General features: G+C 62.0%; 15 protein-coding genes. 6 read left to right on the top strand and 9 right to left on the bottom strand.

Going from position 1 to position 18,254, the window contains the following annotated elements; genetic code table 11:
• Positions 1-27 precede the first annotated feature (27 nt).
• The 4 genes from cax to RB548_RS24815 all read right to left on the bottom strand — a co-directional run bounded on the left by cax (position 28) and on the right by RB548_RS24815 (position 5,246).
• Positions 28-1,173, bottom strand: coding sequence for a calcium/proton exchanger (gene cax, locus RB548_RS24830; protein WP_331376419.1), 1,146 nt, complete (start codon positions 1,171-1,173; stop codon positions 28-30).
• A 139-nt stretch (positions 1,174-1,312) separates the two neighbouring features.
• Positions 1,313-2,575 (bottom strand): alpha/beta hydrolase, encoded by a 1,263-nt coding sequence (locus RB548_RS24825; protein ID WP_331377192.1) that lies wholly within the window; start codon positions 2,573-2,575, stop codon positions 1,313-1,315.
• Positions 2,576-2,859: 284 nt separating this feature from the next.
• Entirely contained in the window at positions 2,860-3,834 is a 975-nt protein-coding gene (locus tag RB548_RS24820; protein WP_331376418.1) for a DUF2950 domain-containing protein, read from the bottom strand.
• Between the two features lie 17 nt (positions 3,835-3,851).
• Complete coding sequence (locus tag RB548_RS24815; RefSeq protein ID WP_331376417.1) at positions 3,852-5,246, bottom strand: DUF3300 domain-containing protein; 1,395 nt, start codon at positions 5,244-5,246, stop codon at positions 3,852-3,854.
• Positions 5,247-5,461: 215 nt separating this feature from the next.
• Between RB548_RS24815 and RB548_RS24810 the strand changes: the two genes are divergently transcribed.
• The 5 genes from RB548_RS24810 (at position 5,462) to RB548_RS24790 (ending at position 10,449) form a co-directional block, all read left to right on the top strand.
• Complete coding sequence (locus RB548_RS24810; RefSeq protein ID WP_331377191.1) at positions 5,462-6,250, top strand: pseudouridine synthase; 789 nt, start codon at positions 5,462-5,464, stop codon at positions 6,248-6,250.
• A 203-nt stretch (positions 6,251-6,453) separates the two neighbouring features.
• Positions 6,454-7,431, top strand: coding sequence for a tripartite tricarboxylate transporter substrate-binding protein (locus RB548_RS24805; protein WP_331376416.1), 978 nt, complete (start codon positions 6,454-6,456; stop codon positions 7,429-7,431).
• Between the two features lie 394 nt (positions 7,432-7,825).
• Positions 7,826-8,287, top strand: a complete 462-nt coding sequence (locus tag RB548_RS24800) for a tripartite tricarboxylate transporter TctB family protein (RefSeq protein ID WP_331376415.1) — start codon at positions 7,826-7,828, stop codon at positions 8,285-8,287.
• A 10-nt stretch (positions 8,288-8,297) separates the two neighbouring features.
• Positions 8,298-9,803, top strand: coding sequence for a tripartite tricarboxylate transporter permease (locus RB548_RS24795; RefSeq protein ID WP_331376414.1), 1,506 nt, complete (start codon positions 8,298-8,300; stop codon positions 9,801-9,803).
• 145 nt (positions 9,804-9,948) lie between these two features.
• The gene (locus RB548_RS24790) at positions 9,949-10,449 is read left to right on the top strand and encodes a hypothetical protein (RefSeq protein WP_331376413.1); all 501 of its coding nucleotides are present in this window, start codon (positions 9,949-9,951) and stop codon (positions 10,447-10,449) included.
• 11 nt (positions 10,450-10,460) lie between these two features.
• On the opposite strand, the gene RB548_RS24785 is transcribed toward RB548_RS24790, so the two are convergent.
• Positions 10,461-11,615 (bottom strand): RHE_PE00001 family protein, encoded by a 1,155-nt coding sequence (locus tag RB548_RS24785; RefSeq protein ID WP_331376412.1) that lies wholly within the window; start codon positions 11,613-11,615, stop codon positions 10,461-10,463.
• A gap of 749 nt (positions 11,616-12,364) precedes the next feature.
• Here RB548_RS24785 and RB548_RS24780 point away from each other — a divergent pair.
• The gene (locus RB548_RS24780; protein WP_331376411.1) at positions 12,365-13,201 is read left to right on the top strand and encodes a glycosyl transferase; all 837 of its coding nucleotides are present in this window, start codon (positions 12,365-12,367) and stop codon (positions 13,199-13,201) included.
• A gap of 381 nt (positions 13,202-13,582) precedes the next feature.
• On the opposite strand, the gene RB548_RS24775 is transcribed toward RB548_RS24780, so the two are convergent.
• The 4 genes from RB548_RS24775 to repA all read right to left on the bottom strand — a co-directional run bounded on the left by RB548_RS24775 (position 13,583) and on the right by repA (position 18,251).
• Positions 13,583-14,053, bottom strand: coding sequence for a hypothetical protein (locus tag RB548_RS24775; protein ID WP_331376410.1), 471 nt, complete (start codon positions 14,051-14,053; stop codon positions 13,583-13,585).
• A 532-nt stretch (positions 14,054-14,585) separates the two neighbouring features.
• Positions 14,586-15,893: a plasmid replication protein RepC gene (gene repC, locus RB548_RS24770; RefSeq protein ID WP_331376409.1), complete on the bottom strand. Its 1,308-nt coding sequence runs from the start codon at positions 15,891-15,893 to the stop codon at positions 14,586-14,588.
• Positions 15,894-16,049: 156 nt separating this feature from the next.
• A complete protein-coding gene (gene repB / locus RB548_RS24765; RefSeq protein ID WP_331376408.1) occupies positions 16,050-17,054 on the bottom strand; it encodes a plasmid partitioning protein RepB in 1,005 nt (334 codons plus the stop codon).
• Between the two features lie 3 nt (positions 17,055-17,057).
• Entirely contained in the window at positions 17,058-18,251 is a 1,194-nt protein-coding gene (repA, locus tag RB548_RS24760; protein WP_408642513.1) for a plasmid partitioning protein RepA, read from the bottom strand.
• Positions 18,252-18,254 lie beyond the last annotated feature (3 nt).

The following is an 18,254-nucleotide window of genomic DNA, read 5'->3' as shown; positions in this document are numbered from 1 at the left end:
GCCACGCGGCCTCGGCCCCTGTCAGGATCACGGCGCCGCGGGTGGCAAGAGAAACAGCGTCATTCCGAAGATGGCGTATGTCGCCAGTGCCATGACACCCATGTACCAGGCCGCGCGTCCGCCGTTGGAAAGGAGCGTGGCGGCCATCGTCGCGACGAGCATCATTGCGACGGCGCCCGGCCAGAACTGCAGGGACATCGGTTCGGGACCGACAAAGTAGCTGACGAGCACCAGAACCGGTGCGACAAAAAGCGCGATCTGCGCGGCACTGCCGAGCGCGATGCCGACGCTGAGATCGAGGCGATTGGCGCGCGCCGCAGAGAAGGCTGTCGTCATCTCCGCGGCGCCACCCACCAGGGCGACAATGATGAAGCCCACGAAAGCGGGCGTCATCCCCAGGTGCTCAGCGGCGATCTGCACCGAACCGACGAAGATTTCGCTGACGAGAGCGACCAGGAGCGTGACGGCAATCAGGACGATGATGCCCACAAAAAGCGGCCATGGTTTCTCACCCTCGTCCGCGTGGCCGACGGCGGCAAAAAGCTCCCGGTGTGTCCTCAGCGAAAACAGCATGCCCAGGCCGTAAACGGCGATCAGGAGGATCGCCAGTCCCAGGCTCAGCTTCTGGGAGAAGGCGGCGGCTGGCGCCCGATCCACTTCGCTGATCACCGAGGGAACCAGAATGGCGATCGTCGCCAGGAACAACAGGCAAGCCTGGAAGCGTGCGTTCACCCTGTTGAATTCCTGCAGGTGATGTTTGAAGCCGCCTAAGAGGAAGGCGCCGCCCAGCATGAAAAGCGTGTTGGTGACGATCGCCCCGGCAAGCGAAGCCTTGACCAGCAGGTATTGGCCCGCTTGCAGGGCCGCGAGCGAAATCACGAGCTCGGTCAGGTTACCGAGAGTGGCATTAAGCAGGCCTCCGATCGTATCGCCGGTTTTTGCCGCAACTGACTCGGTCGCGCGGCTCAACAGTGCGGCGAGCGGGATGATCGCTGCCACCGACAGGAGAAACAGCCACGTGTGCGCCTCTGGCGCCGTCTGCTCCAAAAGGATGACGACAGGCACGAACACGATGAGCGCCAAGAGAGGCGTTCGCCGAAACTCCGCCAGGACCGCCTTGCCGACTGCAGGGCGTGACAGGGCCTCGGAGCTTCTGTCCTTCAAATTGCTCATCACATTGCCCTCCGGAGTCGCGGAATCGCCGAATGCCTAAGAGCGCCGTGCGTTCAAGTGAACGCACAAAGGACGCTCTAGCACTTTGATTCTAGAGCATCTTATCCGCTTTCAGTGATTCCACTTGAAAGCGGATGCTCTAGTTGGTCGCCGCTCCGGCATGCGCGCTGCTTCCGAGCGTTTCGTCCAGCTTCGGTCGCTTCCTGGGCGGCAGCGTCGGCTGCTCGAGCACTTTCACGGGTGCGCTGATGGTCGCGGCCGCGACGGTGCCGACATTCTTGGCGGTACCGGCAACGACCGCGGTGATGCTATCGCCCAAGGTGACCTTGGAATCCGTGAGCGTCTGGCCATTGACGATGCGCTGGCCGATCAGTTGCACGATCTGCGGACTTTCGGCGAACTTGCCGTGGTGCAGGCTATCCTCGGATTGGACCTTGGTGAGGTCGATTGCGGTGATGCCCGCCCTTTCAAGCTGCGTGCGATAAGGTTCTGCCGTAGGATCGATCGCGCCGAGCCGCGAGACGTCGCCCGATATGAAGCTCGAGACCGCGAGCGCCCGGTCATCCTGCGATACGAAGATCGTGAACTTCGGCCGCCGCTCACCCAGTTCGACGAATTGCTTCGCGAAGACATCGAGGTCGATGTCGGGCGATGCGAGGATCACGTTCTTGATCTTGGGCGCGATGCCGCCGTCGCGAATGCCCATCTGCCGCAGCGACTCCATCGTCAGCCATGTGCCCATCGAATGGGCGAGAATGGTCACCTCATTGACATTGGGCGCGTTCGCCAGCGAGCGCAGCGCATCTTCGAGCGCGGTCCTCGAATAGTTGGTGCTCTCCTTGTCGTAGTTGTAGTCGAAGACACGGGCGCGAGACGGCCAGGTGAACAGCATCGGCGTCGCCTCGGCGCCGGAATCATGGACGATCTGCGCCAGCCGGAAGACCGAATCCTCGTAAGTGTTGTTGAACCCGTGCACGAACAGGAGAATGTTTCCGTCGACGCTATGCTCGCGGAACCAGGCCCGCGCTTCGTCGCGCGACGCCAATTCGTGCACGCGCGTCACGGCGAAATCGGTTTCCGGGTTTGGTGGCAAGCGGCGCGGCCACTGCACGGTGCCAGGCTTGCGTTGCGAATCCGGCGGGATCGACACCGCGACGTCCGTCAAGGAAAGCGCTGCGTTTCGTTCGCCGGAAAAGAGGGTTGCAGGATTCCCGGAAGGCTGCCGCGTCGTCGCGACCAGCATATCGACCTGCGAGGTCTTTGCCGGCGCCGTCAGCGCCACCGGCGTCATCACGCCTTTTGGATGACCTCCGCATCCGACCAAGACGGCGAGCGCCACCAGCGCACCGGCGGCTCTTCGTCCAGCTTTCCCAAGGCTGTCGCCGCGCGCGCGGAGATACATCACTTCAGGCATCCGTATTCCCCTCTGACACCGCTACTAAACCCCGCGCCACTTGACCGCGGCCGCGCAAAAAATTGATGACATCAACACCGTATATCCGCACTTCAGCTTCTTTCGGAAGCGGAAACCGATCTTTCGGACACTTCAAGAGTTCTCCCCGACTCGCGCTGAACGCGAGAGCGCCGCCCCGCGTGCGATTGTCTTGGCGCTAACAGCCCTTTCGGCCGCCTTGGCTCTGGGCTGGCGCGGGCTGTGCATAGGTTCGACATGCGGTCGGTGGAAAGTCAGTCGGCAACCACGCTCCACTTGTCATCCGGGTCGAAGCGGTCGATGAACGGCACGATGGCGTCGGTGCTCGCACCGAGATCGCGTTCATAGACGATGCCCTGCTGGTTGACGACGAAGGTCTTGACGCCGGTCTCGGCGTAGCTGACCGGCCAGGCGATCAGCCCGAAGCCGCCGATCATGTTGCCGTTGATGGTATAGTCGTATTTGCCGCCGGCGATATGGTCGCCCTGCGACGTCAGGATGCGGAAGCGATAGCCGAAATAGCCCTCGCCGGCCTTTGCCTTTTCCAAGGCCGCTTCGCTGATGGCGTCGCCGACCGGGCTTTCGCCGTCGCCTTGCTCCGCCGGCCAGTAGAGCCCGTCGGTCTGGCCCGGGCTGCTGATCAGCTTCTGGGCATATTCGAGGACACCGTCCGCATCACGGTCCTGAGAGGCATAGTCCTTCTGCGCCTCGACATAGGCGCGCGCCGCTTCGATCGCCTCGAGTTCGTTCTCGCCGACGCGGCGGTTGATGATCTCCTCCAACCCGACATAGGTGTCGAACGCCCACTTGCCGTCCTCGCCCTTGGTGATCGGAAACGGCAGCGGCCAGAGGCGATCGCCGATTTCGAGGATTTTCCGTCCGTCGAGATCGCGCACGACGACATTGCGGGCCGCCCCCTCGCGAATGAGCGCGAACGTCTCCATCGCCCCCTCGCCCGTCTTGACCTTGGCGGCGTCAAGGCCCAGCAGCTTTGCCAGGCCGTCGAAATCGTTGGCGGCCAGCCTCGCCTTGAAGGCCTCCACCGCCTTCAGCGGATCGTCGAACACCGGCGGGTCCTCCGCCGCGGCGTAGTCGTCTATCCCCGCCGGCAGCTGTGGCTCGTCCGGTTGCTGCTGTTGCTGCGCCTGCGCGGCGGTGGCGTCGATGGTAAGGACGCTCGCAAGCGCGACCGCCGATCCGAGGAGAAGTGTGTGCAAAAGCTTGGTCATGGCCGTTCTCCCTCCGCTCAGCGCCTGCGTCCACCACCGCCGCGACCCCCGCCGCCACGGTGCATCGGTGGCCTGCCGCCGCCACCGCGGCTCATCTGCGGCCGTCCGCCGCCGCGATGACCGCCGCCCATGCTGTGGCCGCCGCGCCGCGAGGAGGCCACTTCGCGCCGGCCGGAATTGACATTGCCGAGACCGGACGGCTTCCTCGGCCGGTTCTGCGCCTTCGAGGCCATCTTCTTCTTGCCGGCCGGCCGGTTGACAGAAGGTTTCTGGCCCTTCGGCCGGTTGACGCTTGGTTTGGCGCCGTCGGCCCTCGCTTTCGCTACCGCCTGTCCGCCGCCAGGACGTGCTGCGGTATCCCGTCTCGGTTGCGCCTTCAAGCCCTCGAGGGTGCTTTTGCGCACGTCCTTGAGCTGGCCGCCACCGCCTCCCGGGCGCGCCTGCGGCCGGTCGCGATTGATCTCGGCGGCGCGGTTGCGGAGGTTGTTGTCGCCCCTGGCCTTGATGTCGTTCTTGATGTTGGTGCGGTCGAATTTCTGGAACTGGTCGCGATCGATGTTGATCTTGCTGCGGTCGACATTTTTCCAGTCGATGTCGTTCCAGTTGACCTTGCCGTCGAAGTCGATGTTGTTGAAGCACTTGTTGCAGTCGACATCGATGTCGCCATCCCAGTCGCCGCCCCACACACCCCAATCGTCCCAGTCGACGATGGCGGCGAAGGCCGCGCCGGTGATGGCGCCCGCGAAGAAGGCCGCTCCGGGATACCAGTAAGCGGGATAAGGTTCTTCGTAATAGCTGATCGGCGCCGGCGCGTAGTCCGGTACGTAAAGCATCTCAGGCGGATACTGCGGCACGTAGATCGTTTCCGGGTTTGCCGACTGGATGACGATGTTGTCGCCCTCCTCGGTGACCTTTACCTTGTCGTCCGTCTTGATGATGTCCTTGGCGACCGCCTCGTCGCGTAATTGCTGGATAGCGATCAGCACATCCTTCTGCTGATTGGCGATCGCCTCGCCGAAGGACTGCGTCCATTCGAGGTCTTCGCTCATCATCTTGACGACCTCGGGATAGTTCAGCAGCGAGACAACACTGCCGTCCCAGCTGTCTTTCGGCTTCAGGTCGGGATTTTTCGCGCGCGCCTCGAGAAAGCGCTCGGCCTCGACGATCTGCAGGGGATAGAGCGATGCTGCGGATATCAGCGCCACCAGCTCGTCCGGATAGAGCGCTATGCGGGCAACCAGCACCTCGAGCTCGTCGTCCGTCAGCGGTTCGGGCGCGGCCTCGGCCGGCGCTGCAGGAGCGGCGGCCGTCTGCTGGGCAAAGGCATTCGTTAGGAGAAAGGGGCCGCCACCGATATGCAGCAGCGAGATCGCCGCGAAGGCCGTCGCGCCCCGCAGAATTGACTTGATCATTGACAACGCCTCCCAAATCGCCTGTCGGAGAATGCGTCGCTTTCTAAAGAAGCGGTTGACCGTTCCGAGACAGGCCCTGTCTACAAGTCGCAAGCGAGACTACCACTCTTGATGTTCGTGTCAAAGCTACAACAATCAATGGGTTTCAACCCTGGCCGAGCGGCGCCGATTGTGCCAGATGGACCATGGTCCAACACCCTTGGAGACTGAACGTGGTGAAGCAGCGGCACCGCTCGCCGAAGAGAAATGGCAGCGAAACGAAGGCCGAGGCCGGCAAGCGCGTAACGCTCGCGCGTGCGCTGTCCAAACTCGGCTATTGCTCACGCACGCAGGCCGAGAAGCTGATCAACGGCGGTCGCGTCAGCGTCGGCGGTCGAACGACGACGGATCTTTCACGCTGGGTCGACATCGAAGCCGACAGGATTGCCGTGGACGGCGTCACAATCGCGGCGGAGGCAAAAATCTACCTGATGCTGAACAAGCCGCGCGGACTTGTCACCACGCGCGAAGACCCGGAGGGGCGGCCGACAGTCTATAGTTGCCTCAACGACGCCGACGCGCGGTTCCTCTCACCGGTCGGCAGGCTCGACAAGGCGAGCGAGGGACTGCTGCTCTTCACCAACGACACCGTGCTGGCGCAGCGCCTGCTCGATCCCGAGACGCATCTTGGCAAGGTCTATCATGTCCAGGTGAACGGCGTCTTCGACGACACCGCGGTTGCCGGGATGATGGAGGGCGTCACCGAAGGTGGTGAACGGTTGCGGGCCAACAGTGTGCGCCGGCTGAGAAGCGGCGAGCGCAACAGCTGGATCGAGGTCGAGTTGCAGGAGGGACGCAATCGGCAGATCCGCCGCATGCTGGACGTGCTCGGCTTCGAGTGCCTGCGGCTCGTGCGTGTTTCGATCGGCGAGATAAAGCTCGGCGACCTGGCGAAGGGTGAAGCCCGGCCGCTAACCGAGGCCGAGATCCGATATCTCCGGCAGCGCACCGGGCTCGATGTTTGAGCAAGGCGATGGGTGGAAATCCACCCATCGTCCGGCGGGTTTGTTTCCAAATCCACCCATATCGCGCGCGTTGGGCGCGGAAATCGGCAATGTGACCGCAGGCGGCGGTTGTCTGTGGTAAAATCCCGTCTGAAAATAGGCGATCCAGTACCGGCACAGGAGGAACCACGCCGGCTGGTCCATAATTTCATCGGGAGGAAAAGATGAAAATTCTGCAAGCGCTTCTGGGCGCTGTCGCCGCCGTTTCCCTGTTTGCCGCTTCGGCCAGCGCCCAAAATTATCCGGAGCGCTCGATCACGATGGTTGTGCCCTTCTCGGCCGGTGGCCCGACCGACACGGTCGCTCGCCTCGTCGCCGAATCCATGTCGAAGGATCTCGGCCAGCAGATCATCGTCGAGAACGTCGGTGGCGCCGGCGGCACGCTCGGCGCGGGCCGCGTCGCCCAGGCCGATCCGGACGGCTATACGGTGCTGCTCCACCATATCGGCATGGCGACCAGCGCCACGCTCTATCGCAAGCTTGCCTACGACACGCTGAACGCCTTCGAATATGTCGGCCTCGTCACCGAAGTGCCGATGACGATCGTCGCCCGCAAGGACTTCGAACCCACCGACCTCAAGGGGCTGATCGATTACGTCAAGGCCAACAAGGACACGGTGACGGTCGCCAATGCCGGCATCGGCGCGGCATCGCATCTCTGCGGCATGATGTTCATGAGCGCGATCGAGACCCAGCTCACCACCGTTCCGTACAAGGGCACCGGACCAGCCATGACCGACCTGCTCGGCGGCCAGGTCGACATCATGTGCGACCAGACGACGAACACCACGAAGCAGATCCAGGGCGGCACCATCAAGGCCTATGCCGTCACCTCGCCCGCCCGCCTCAAGATCTTCCCGGATCTGCCGACAGCGGTCGAGAGCGGCCTTGCCGATTTCCAGGTCGGTATCTGGCATGGCATTTATGCGCCGAAGGGTACGCCTGCCGAAGTGACCGAGCGCTTGTCGAAGTCGCTGCAACTGGCGCTCAAAGATGAGAACGTCGTTGCCCGCTTTGCCGAACTCGGTACCGAACCGTCGAGCCAAGCAGACGCGACGCCGGCGGCGCTGAAGGCCAAGCTCGAAAGCGAGATCGCCCGCTGGAAGCCGGTGATCGAGGCCGCCGGTCAGTACGCCGATTGATCGCGTGACAGACTGCCGCCGCCAGCGCCTGTCGCAAGACACAACGGTGGCGGCCGATCTCCGATCACCTGAACGAGCGCATTCAAACGGAAAAATGTGATCGCTTCGAAGATGTCGCGCGCGATGCCGGCGCTCCTTGCCGCTCCTCACCCCGCATCAAGCACCGAAACCGAGCGTTGACAGCTGTCAACTCGACGAGGGTCCGGCGCCCCTTGCCTGGATAACGAGACGCGAGCACATTCGCCTGCAGCGCCGCGCGTCTTGTCAGGCACGCAAAGAACGCTACAGCACTTTGAATTGCTGCATGTTTTTATCCTTAAATCGGCTAGGATTAAAGGAAACATGCCGTGGAAGGGAGCGCGGCACAACGGCTCCCGAACAAAATGGGGACACGATGAAATCCATCTCCTTCGACACGACCAATGCCCTGTGCGGCGGCATCCTGACGGCCGTCGGGTTGTTCTTCGGCTGGCAGTCGCTCGGCCTCGATCTCGGCACTGCCTTTCGCATGGGTCCCGGCTACTTCCCGCTCCTGCTCTCCTGCGTGTTGACGCTGCTCGGCGCCGTTATCCTGGTGCAGTCGGCACGCGTGCAAGGCGAACCGATGGGGGCGATAGCAATCCGCGGCATGTTCTTCATCCTGCCGGCACCGATTTTTTTCGGACTGACGGTACGAGGCCTGGGCTTTGCTCCTGCAATCTTCTTCACGGCGCTCATCGCCTGCTTTGCCTCGCACCGCATGAGGCCGCACTGGGCGATCGCCATCTCCCTGGTGCTGACCGTCTTCTCGGTCGCGGTGTTCAGCTACGGCCTCAACCTGCCGTTCGAACGCTTCGGCCCCTGGGTCCGGTTCTAGGAGGCGGGTCATGGATCTCTTCAGCAATCTCGCCCTCGGCTTTGCCACCGCCGCCTCGCCGGCCAACCTTCTCTTCTGCCTGATCGGCGTTCTGCTCGGCACGTTGATCGGCGTGCTGCCCGGCATCGGCGCCACGGCGACGATCGCCATGCTCCTGCCGATCACCTTCCAGCTCGAACCGGTCTCCTCGCTGATCATGCTCGCCGGCATCTATTACGGCGCGCAGTACGGCGGCTCGACCACGGCAATCCTGATCAACATGCCGGGCGAATCCTCCTCCGCGGTCACCGCGATCGACGGCTACCAGATGGCGCGCAACGGTCGCGCCGGTGCAGCGCTCGCGATTGCCGCGCTCGGGTCGTTCTTCGCCGGAACCGTCTCGACCTTTCTCGTCGCGATCTTCGCGCCGCCGCTCACCGAAATCGCGCTGGAGTTCGGCGCGGCCGAATATTTCTCACTGATGATCGTCGGCCTCGTCTCCTCCGTCGCGCTGGCGCACGGCTCGATCGTCAAGGCGCTGGCGATGGTCGCGCTCGGCCTGCTTCTCGGCCTTGTCGGTACCGACATCTATACCGGCACGCCGCGCTTCACCCTCGGCATCCGTGAATATGCCGACGGTCTCAATTTCGTGGCGCTCGCCGTCGGCGTCTTCGGCATCGCCGAAATCCTGCGCAATCTCGAAAGCGAAAAGACCCGCGAAGTGCTGATGGCAAAGGTCAGCGACCTGATGCCGACGCGCGAGGATTTCAAACGGATGTTCGCGCCGGTGGTGCGCGGCACCGTGATCGGCTCGGCGCTGGGCATTCTGCCGGGTGGCGGCGCGATTCTCGCGGCCTTTGCCTCCTACACCGTGGAAAAACGCATCTCGGACCGGCCTGAGGAATTCGGCCGCGGCGCCATCGCCGGTGTCGCGGGACCGGAAAGCGCCAATAATGCCGGCGCGCAGACGTCGTTCATTCCGCTCTTGACGCTCGGCATTCCGGCAAATCCGGTGATGGCGCTGATGATCGGCGCGATGATCATCCAGGGCATCGTGCCCGGTCCGAACGTGGCGGTGGAACAGCCGGCCCTCTTCTGGGGCATCATCGCCTCGATGTGGATCGGCAACCTGATGCTGGTGGTCTTGAACCTGCCGCTGATCGGGCTCTGGGTGAAGCTCCTGAAGATCCCCTATTTCGTGCTCTTTCCGATCATCATGGCCTTCTGCTCGATCGGGGTCTACAGCGTCAATTCCAACGTCTACGACCTTTACGCCGTCGCCTTCTTCGGCCTTGTCGGCTACCTGCTCCTGAAGCTGCGCTGCGAACCGGCGCCGCTCCTGCTCGGCTTCGTGCTCGGGCCGCTGCTCGAAGAGAACTTGAGGCGCGCGATGATCCTGTCCCGCGGCGACCCGACGACGTTCGTCACCCGGCCGATCAGCGCCGTGCTCTTGCTGATCGCGGCAATCGTGCTCGTCGTCGTCTTCCTGCCGGCCGTCAAGGCCAAGCGCGAGGAGGTCTTCGTCGAGGAGGATTGAGCGGCGCCAAAAGGCGCCGCCAGCCGCTTCACGGTTGACAGCCGCGCCGGAAAGGAACCTCATGCGGGCTGGGGCGTTCAACGAGCAATCGGCGAGCGCCCCCGGCTTCGCCAAATCCGATCCTCGGGAGGGAGGTCCCACGAAGATGATGCAGCGTCTGCTGGCCGCAGGCAGCCTGTTTTTTGCCGTTGGGGCAGCACAGGCCGACGAGACGGCATTTCTCGGATCACTCGAGGGGAAATGGGCCGGCGGCGGCATGGTGAAAATCCGCATCAACCGGTCGCCGATGAACGTGTCCTGCACCTTCAATTCTGAGGCGAGCGGTCAGGCCCTGTCGATGAAGGGAACCTGCCGCAGCCTCATTGTCGTGTCGCGCGCCGTCGGCGCCGACCTGCAGTTCAACGGGGCAAACTACAGCGGCACCTATGTCGGGCCGAGCGGAAGACCGGCCGGCTTGACCGGAAGCCGGCGGGGCAATGCGATCAACCTCACGATCCGCTGGCCGAGGGTGGTGAACGGCGACCGCAGCGCAAACCTGACCGTGCAGAAGGTCGGACAGAACGGCATGAGACTCGTAACGACCGACGTCGACCCGGCGTCTGGCGACAGCGTCGTCACCAGCGACATCAATCTGCAGCGACAATAGCGTCGTTTGCGCTAAAGCACGCCCCAACCGCGATAGCGTCCCCTGCCCGTCATCTCGCGCACGCCGAGCTCGCGGACCAGATTGAGCGCGCTGCGCGGCGTGACGCCGACATGGCGGGCGATCAGCGCCGTCGAGACGATCGGTCGCGATAGAACGAGATCGATCAACCCCGGCAGATTGCTGCTCGAACGCCGGTCTTTGATCCGCATTTCCATCTGCGTCTTTGCCAGAGAGAGCCGGTCGAGTTCCTTCATACCGAGATCGGCCGTCACCGTCATCGCCTCGAGGAAGGCAAGCAACCGTGTGAGCCTGTCCTTCGACCGGCGGCGTTCGTGGCGGATCGTCTTGAGGCCAGTGTTGAACGCCAGCACATGCGAGGACACCTTTCCACGAAAACGCAGGTAGACGCCGACGAGCAGCGAACCGAGCCAGTGCTGCCGCCTGAGCGGCTCGATGCGATCCCAGGCGTCGTAGAGGATTGCAGCTCCAAGCGAAGCCGGCAACTGATCCGCGGTCGCGAGAACGGCGCGCCAGATATCGAGCCGCTGCTCTTCGTCCCAGTCCTCCTCGAACAGCAATCCGAGCTGGCCCATGGGCTCCGAACTCGTCTTTGCGGCTGGCGATACCGCCGGCTCCATCTCGTCGGTGCCGCTCGCGTGAGCGTCCAGCAAGCGTTGAGACCGAGCTATCGCCGCATCGAGCTCGGCAAATTCGGCGGCGAGCGGATTTTCGTCCGCTTCGTCTTCCGTGTCCGAAAGCGCGGTATTTCGACGGGCTTCGGTCGACAGCTCCTGGCGGTGGCTGTGCTCCGCGATCGCCCCGCCCTCGCCTCTCAGCACGTTCAGTCCGGCGCTTGTTAGCGCCCAGTCCGGTTCGGCAAGATCCAGCCGGCGGCGGGCGCGCAGCACCGCATGGGCGATGGTCAACTCATGGGAGGGTGCGCGCGCATCCATGTGCGCGTCGTGCAGCACCAGATCCTCGACATGCACCAGTTCACCGGCGACCCAGAGCGCCGCGGCGGCATCGAAGAACTGCCCGCGCTCGCGAAACCCTTCCGAAACCGGGTGCCGGCCGGCCCGCTCGTCGAGACGCGCAAGGCTATCTTCGGCGGCGATCAGGGCCGGCAGCAGCGTTGGATGGAGCGGATCCGGGGTCTCGTATCTCATTTTAAAGACGAAGCGTTATCGACGAAACGGAAGGTAACACGCGATTTCTTTCCGTCACAGGCTTTCCGGCCTTTCTCCCCCGCTAATATCCGGACCGGCGCGCGCTCGCACGGAAATGGGTTCGCACGCGCGGCTGGGGCATATCGCGCCGCAATCTCGACTTCAACGCGCTCGAACTGCAGTTGACAGCTGTCAACGCCCACACCAGTGAGCAGGCGTCATTCTCTCGCCGGGCCGTTGCCGGGATCGCACAGGCTCGCCGGCTGCATGACCGAAAGAGACGCGAGGCGATCGTGCCACCGCCTGCGGTTGACAGCTGTCAACCGAGATCGATATGAAGTCGGCCACGATCGAAAGTGCCGGCTGCATTCCCCGGAAAGATACGCGCCGGAGAGTGAGGAATGATATGAAGCTTGCGACGCCGCCGCAGTTCTCATTCGAGGCGGCGCTGATGTCACGCAGGCTCGCGTCAATCGGCATCTTCGACCGAGCCTTACTGAATGCGTGCGAGCGCACCAGCAGGATGGGAGTCGAAAGCAATTCCCCGACTGTCGAAGTTCTGGGCCACAGCCACAAGACCGATGGACGAAATCGGCCGCTGTGGAAAGGCCCCTCGGCGGGCGGCCACTGTATGTTTCCTTAAATCGTGGCCGGTTAAGGATAGAAACATGCAGCGTTTCTAGGTGCTACAGCGTCCTTTGCGTGTCTGGTCGGCGCGCGGCGCAGCAGAGTGGAAAGAGCGGAAAGCCATGGCAAGCGTTCTGGCGGCAAGCGGCGGCGTCAAGCAGGTGATATGCATAAACTGGGGCACGAAATACGGTCCGCCGTTTATCAACCGGCTCTACGCCATGGTGGCGCGCAACATCACGCCCCCCTTCACTTTCACCTGTTTCACTGACAACCGCAGCGGCTTGCGCCCTGAGATTCTCTGCGAAGATCTGCCGCCGCTCGATGTCGCGATGCCGGTGAACACCAAAGGCATCTGGCCGAAAGCACGGCTCTGGGGTCCAAAGCTCGGCAATCTCACCGGCCCGGTGCTGTTCCTCGACCTCGATCTGGTGATCGTCGGATCGCTCGATTCCTTCTTCGAATTTGGCGGGCCGGATGACGTGGTGCTCGCCCGAAATCAGACGACGCCGTTTGAACGTCTCGGTCAGACGTCGCTGTTCCGGTTTCCGGTCGGCAAGCTCGTTCCCCTGCAGCAGAAGTTCCGCGCCGATCCGCAAGGGGTGGCGGATGAATACAGTTTCGAGCAACGCTTCGTCACCCGCAATGCGCCGGGCGGCGTCAAACTCTTTCCGCGACGCTGGGTCCTGCATTTCAGGCAGGATTGCCGCTGGCCCTTTCCGCTCAACTATTTCCTTGCGCCACGGCTGCCTGCCGATGGCCGCGTGGTGCTCTTCCCCCGCAGCCTGCTGCCGCAGCATGCGATCGACGGGCATTTCGGCTACAAGTATCGGCCGGCGACACCGCTCGAACATATCCGCGGCCTGTTTGCGCCAGATCGACGGGAGAAACGCGCGTTCCGCTATCTGCGTCACTACATCCGCCCAACGCCATGGGTGGCGGAACATTGGCACGAGTGAGCGGCTTCAGCGGTGCCTTCAGTGCGCTTTCCATGGAACGGGGAAGCGCTGCAGTTCTTTTGAAAAGCCGTTACGCCTTTCCTGAAATTGCCCTCCCGCATGCTTCCTTGAATCGGGCGCGATGTGCGCGTCTGACAGGACACAGCCGTGTAGAAGCATTCTCGCCGTGGCGCGGAAATCCGGCCAAGGAGACAGCGGGCCTGTGAGCTTGAGCTCTGCCCCGCTGATTTCTGTCTAGCCAGGCACATGGAGCGCCGAGCCGCATGACTGTTGACAGCTGTCAACCTTGGAAATCCGTCGGCTAGAGGAGCCTGCAGGCGCGAATTCAGCTACGAGCGAGGTGCGCGGCGCCGGCATGAGGAACCCAATTGCGGCCGATGGCTATTCTCCCCTCGCAGCTTCCTCCGCGGCGAGCCGTTGAAGAAAATCGGCAAAATCGGGCTCCTCGCCCGATAGCAAAAGCGGCAGGTTGTCACGAAAATCCTCGCGTCGGCACCACTCGCGCATGAAGACCTCCCATGAGCGCCAGCGGCGCATTTTCCGCCGTGACATGTTTTCCTGATAGATCACTAAATAGGCGCGTTCGAACAGCGAGATCAGAATACCGAATATTCCGAGCATCCGCTCGCGCTGATCTTCGGTGAGATCCGCGGTTGCCGTGCTAGACTGCAGTTTCAAATCCGGATTGTCGATAGTGAGCTTCAGGAAATCGATGTAGCCCTCGGAGAGGCGTTGATTGATTTCCTCCTCTTCATTTTCGCGCGCCTTGCGCTGCTCGTAGACAAAAACGAAAATCGCCAAAGGCAGGCCAAAAACTATTGAGATGGTTCCCAGTAGTTCCCAAACCTGCATAAAATTCATATTCTTGTTCCATCCTGTATGGCGAATGGCGTCGACGAATTCTCTCGGCAGGTATCCGCAGTCAATCGCGCATTAGAAGCTCACGACACATCGCAAAGATGTAGGAACTTCGGTCATGCCTGACAGGACGCGGAGTCGGCCTCGGCCAGCGCTGGTCACTTTAATTGCGCTGCATGATCTTGCGCACCAGCAGGTCCATGCCCCCTCAGCAGGCGGAGACTTAGCCTGTTTCTGGCTGTCCGAGGTGTCGGAAATTATGAGCGAGATAGCTTCCGCAACGTGCAATTTAAGTGTTTTTTGCCAATACGTTACGATAGCCGCAGAATTGTTAAGAAACCACCATCAGACGCTGCCAAAACGCATATCCAGGCGAATCCCCTCAGACAATAAGTGTCGGATATTTTGCTCTTCAAGGCAATGGTTCGGTACGACACGATCTTAGGACAGTGACATTGCCCCTGCCCTATCGCTTCGCTGCACGGGCCGATGAGGCGGTCGCTCTCTCGCTACCGAGGCGCCTTTCCTAGCCCGCAAGGGCAACTCCTCCGATTCCCTTTGCACGGCTCAACGCCACGACCATTGGGGCAAGCGAAAACTCCTGTCGCTGTGCCCGCCTCGTCAGTTCGCGCAGGTAGCCGCCCGGCGATGTGATCTGCTCCGCCCTTTCGAGGATGCAGGCGACAATCGTTGCCGCGTTCTCGCAGCCAAGGACGGCGCAGGCCTCGTCATAGGCATTGGCGCTGACATTGAGCATGGAGCGCACGACAATCGCCGCTGTCATCAGATCCCTCCAACTGGAAATCCGGCCAGAGGGCCCATAGTCGGCGATCTGCGGGCAGGCTTGCAGGACGGTCGGCAGCGGGATTTCGCGGCTCGGTCGTTGAGGCAGCGTACTCGAGCGATCGGCGGCGGACGGTGACGATGGGTTGCATGGCGCCGGTTTCGGTCGATGTTCTGTTAAAAGCTGTGCAGCGTTTGGATCCGCTGCTTTTCGCAAAAACGGTTCAGGTCGTCTTCCCAAGCCAACTTCAGATTCAGAAAGAGAGTCTGGATGTGAATTCTGTATGTGGCATCCATTCTGGTGGTCATTGGTGTCCGTTTTTTCGGAATTTAGCAATTTTTCCAATTGGTTGGTGAGATCGGCACGAAGACGGTCCATTGCACCGAGAACGGCCTCGATTTCGGCGGCTGTGGGCTTGCGGGGAAGGTCGGTGATGAGCTCCTCGAACATCCGCTCGCAGTCCTGCCAGTCGCATTGCGGAGCGCTTTCGCGGATAAGCTCCAGCAGTTTGGCAACGTCGCGCCGGCAGAGGCTCAGTCGCTCGCGCATGATGCGCACATGCTGCCGTTCGGCGGCGAGCTCAGCGGCGATGGTTTCGATTTCGGTAGCACGTGCGATCAGCGGAGAAAGATCGAACCCGAAGGCTTCTCCGACGGCACCGCTGTGGCTTCGCCGCGCGTAACGCTTGCCATTCGGGCTGTCGCGCCGAAGGATCAAGCCGGCTTCGATGAGGCAGGCGAGGTGGCGCCGCAAGGTCGTTCCGGCCATGCCATGCGCTCGAAGCGAAAGCTGGGCATTGGACGGAAAAACGACGAGGCCGCTCTCCCTGGACAGTTCGGTACCGGGATAAAAACTCAGCAGCGCGTTGAGCACCGCCAGCGAGCGATCGGACATGCCCACGACGGTCTTCGCTTCGCAGAGCCAGCGAAACAATTTCCATTTGTCGACAGACCGCTCCGCCTGAGTGCGGCTGGCGATGATCTGGCTTGAGAGCATGCCAAGCGTCATCGGCCGCCGCCCAAAGGGCGTCGTCACACTTCCACGTTCCATTTTTCTTCACCTTATCCAAGGCAAAAGAAAACCGTTCGCCGAAACGACGTCGAAAACTCTTGACACTGATTCGCGGAAATGGGATTCTCTAGTTGCTACACGAGAGAAGGGTTTCCGCAGCGCTAGTCGTTCGGAAGCCTTTTTCTTTTGCTCTGTTTAATCTCCTGTTTCCTGTTGGTATTCGAGGTACAGAGATTGCAGCCTCTGCCTCACGAAATCGGCAAAACCCGGCGCGACCTTCTTGTTGAAGGCGAGAGTCGTTTCTGACTCCGTCTCGCGGATGCGCAGGGGACGTGTCCGGTCAGGCGCGATCCAGGCTTCAGCCTTTGCGCGCTCCTTGGCCGTACTGAGGAAGCCGAACAGCTTTTCGAAGCGCTGATCGCTTTCGCCGGCCGGAAACTCGGTCGTTTCGACAAAATCGAGCGCTCGCGACCGGTTGCGGTCGAGATCGATAAGATCGGCGAGCTCCATCCATCGTCGTCGGCCAAAAGCGGGTGCGGCACCGACCGCCTCGATCACTTCGACCGGTAGCCGACGCACCACCGTGATCATCTTCGACAGGGCGGCTTTGTCGACACCAAGCGACGACATGATGATCTCGCGGGAAAAGCCGCGATCTTCGAGCCGGGTCGCAAACAGGGCGCGCTCGATGAAGGAGAGATCTGTACGGGCGTTGTTCTCCTGCCCTTGGGAGACGACGAGTTGTTCGTCGCTGAGATTGCGAATGACCGCCTTGACCTTCCCACCGATCTCGCGCAGCGCGGCAAGCCGCCGGTGACCATAGGCGACCTGGTAGCGCTCCTTCGTCGTCGGATGCGGTCTGACGAGGATCGGCACCTGTTGTCCGTGGTCGCGGATCTGCTGCACCAGAGCGGCTTGCGCCTCGGCGGTCACGCCGAGCCGGTCGACAACGAAGGATGCATCGATCAGCGAGGGGTCTAGGTCGACGATCGATTGCCCCTCGGCAAGCTGGCGTTCCAGTTCTTGAGCGCGCTCCACCTTCTGGGTGATATTCGAGAGCGACCTGGTAATGCCGCCGACGAGGCCGCTTGGCCGGTGGCCGGGCGCGAGGCCGGCGATCGGGCGCTCGACGGCCGGCCGCTCTCCGTCGACCGGAGCCGTCGGACTGTCGGAAATGCCGATCAGGTTCTTGCGCGCCATCGATTACTTCCTTCCCCAGACCTTGCGGATCATTTCTTCGATCTCCGCATTGACGAGCTGGAGCGAATCCATCGCCCGGTCATAGGTGCCGCGTATGAATTGCGAGCGCTCCACCTCGTAGAGCGTCTGCTTGGTGACGCCCGCGTCCGAGATTGCGGTCGACTTCACCATGGCATTGTGGAGCATGCGATTGCCGAAGATCGCCCGCATGAAGCCGGTCATCTGGCTCTGAGGCCCGTCGTTCGGCTCGAAACGGGTGACCAGATAGCGCATCCAGTCATAGCTCGTGCGCCCGCCCGCCTTTTCCACCACGGTCATCAGGTCGCTCGTCATCGACAGGAACTGCGACATCGACATCACGTCGAGCATCTGCGGATGCACGGTGATGAGCACCGAGGTCGCGGCGCAGAGCGCCGACATGGTCAGAAAGCCGAGTTGCGGCGGGCAATCGATGACGACGATATCGTAAAAAGCCTCGACCCCGGCAAGCGCCTCGCCGATTCGCGCGAAAAACAATGTTTCAGCCGAGCCGCCGATCATTGCCTTGGGCGTCTCGTGCTCGAACTCCATCAGTTCGAGATTGCCCGGGATCAGGTGGAGATTGGCGGTATAAGTCGAGCGGACAATGTCGGCGATGGGGCGAGGGTTCTCATAGCGGATCGCGCCATAAAGGGTTTCGGCCTCGCCGACGTCGAGCTCCGGCTGGTGGCCGAAGAGGGCGGAAAGCGAGGCCTGAGGATCGAGATCGATCGCCAGCACGCGATAGCCGCGCAGCGCAAGATATTGGGCAAGGTGGGCCGACGTCGTTGTCTTGCCCGAGCCGCCCTTGAAATTCATCACCGAGATGACCTGGAGCTTTTCGCCCGGCCGGCGGTGCGGGATGTATTTGCCGGTCTTGCCGCCCTCGTCGAGAACACGGCGGATGCGATCGATATCCTCGACCGCATACATGCGCCGGCCGTTTGACAGCGGCTGCGGCCCGTGGCCTTCTGACGCGATCTGGCGAAGGTAGCCTTCACCGATTCCGATGAAGGCGGCCGCCTCTGACGGAGTGAACATCCGCATCGTCTTTTGTGCCGTCGGGGAGAAGATCTTCTTTTGATGTTCCTGCAACTGATGAGCAAGTTCCTGAGCGTCGACGGACAGCAGGGATGGCAAATGCTCCTGCTCCTCAAGACTCTGGATTCTCTGCTGCAACAT

Source organism: Sinorhizobium chiapasense (assembly GCF_036488675.1).
GTDB lineage: Bacteria > Pseudomonadota > Alphaproteobacteria > Rhizobiales > Rhizobiaceae > Sinorhizobium > Sinorhizobium chiapasense.
The sequence above is the reverse complement of the archived record's forward strand: the minus strand, read 5'-3'. Positions and strand labels throughout refer to the sequence as shown.

Bases quoted from the DNA above. Each gene is read 5' to 3' on its own strand.
- RB548_RS24780 (WP_331376411.1), top strand. From the start codon at position 12,365: ATGGCAAGCGTTCTGGCGGCAAGCGGCGGCGTCAAGCAGGTGATATGC.
- RB548_RS24775 (WP_331376410.1), bottom strand. From the start codon at position 14,053: ATGCAGGTTTGGGAACTACTGGGAACCATCTCAATAGTTTTTGGCCTG.
- RB548_RS24805 (WP_331376416.1), top strand. From the start codon at position 6,454: ATGAAAATTCTGCAAGCGCTTCTGGGCGCTGTCGCCGCCGTTTCCCTG.
- RB548_RS24815 (WP_331376417.1), bottom strand. From the start codon at position 5,246: ATGATCAAGTCAATTCTGCGGGGCGCGACGGCCTTCGCGGCGATCTCG.
- RB548_RS24795 (WP_331376414.1), top strand. From the start codon at position 8,298: ATGGATCTCTTCAGCAATCTCGCCCTCGGCTTTGCCACCGCCGCCTCG.
- repB (WP_331376408.1), bottom strand. From the start codon at position 17,054: ATGGCGCGCAAGAACCTGATCGGCATTTCCGACAGTCCGACGGCTCCG.
- RB548_RS24800 (WP_331376415.1), top strand. From the start codon at position 7,826: ATGAAATCCATCTCCTTCGACACGACCAATGCCCTGTGCGGCGGCATC.
- RB548_RS24790 (WP_331376413.1), top strand. From the start codon at position 9,949: ATGATGCAGCGTCTGCTGGCCGCAGGCAGCCTGTTTTTTGCCGTTGGG.
- RB548_RS24820 (WP_331376418.1), bottom strand. From the start codon at position 3,834: ATGACCAAGCTTTTGCACACACTTCTCCTCGGATCGGCGGTCGCGCTT.
- RB548_RS24785 (WP_331376412.1), bottom strand. From the start codon at position 11,615: ATGAGATACGAGACCCCGGATCCGCTCCATCCAACGCTGCTGCCGGCC.
- cax (WP_331376419.1), bottom strand. From the start codon at position 1,173: ATGAGCAATTTGAAGGACAGAAGCTCCGAGGCCCTGTCACGCCCTGCA.
- RB548_RS24825 (WP_331377192.1), bottom strand. From the start codon at position 2,575: ATGTATCTCCGCGCGCGCGGCGACAGCCTTGGGAAAGCTGGACGAAGA.
- repC (WP_331376409.1), bottom strand. From the start codon at position 15,893: ATGGAACGTGGAAGTGTGACGACGCCCTTTGGGCGGCGGCCGATGACG.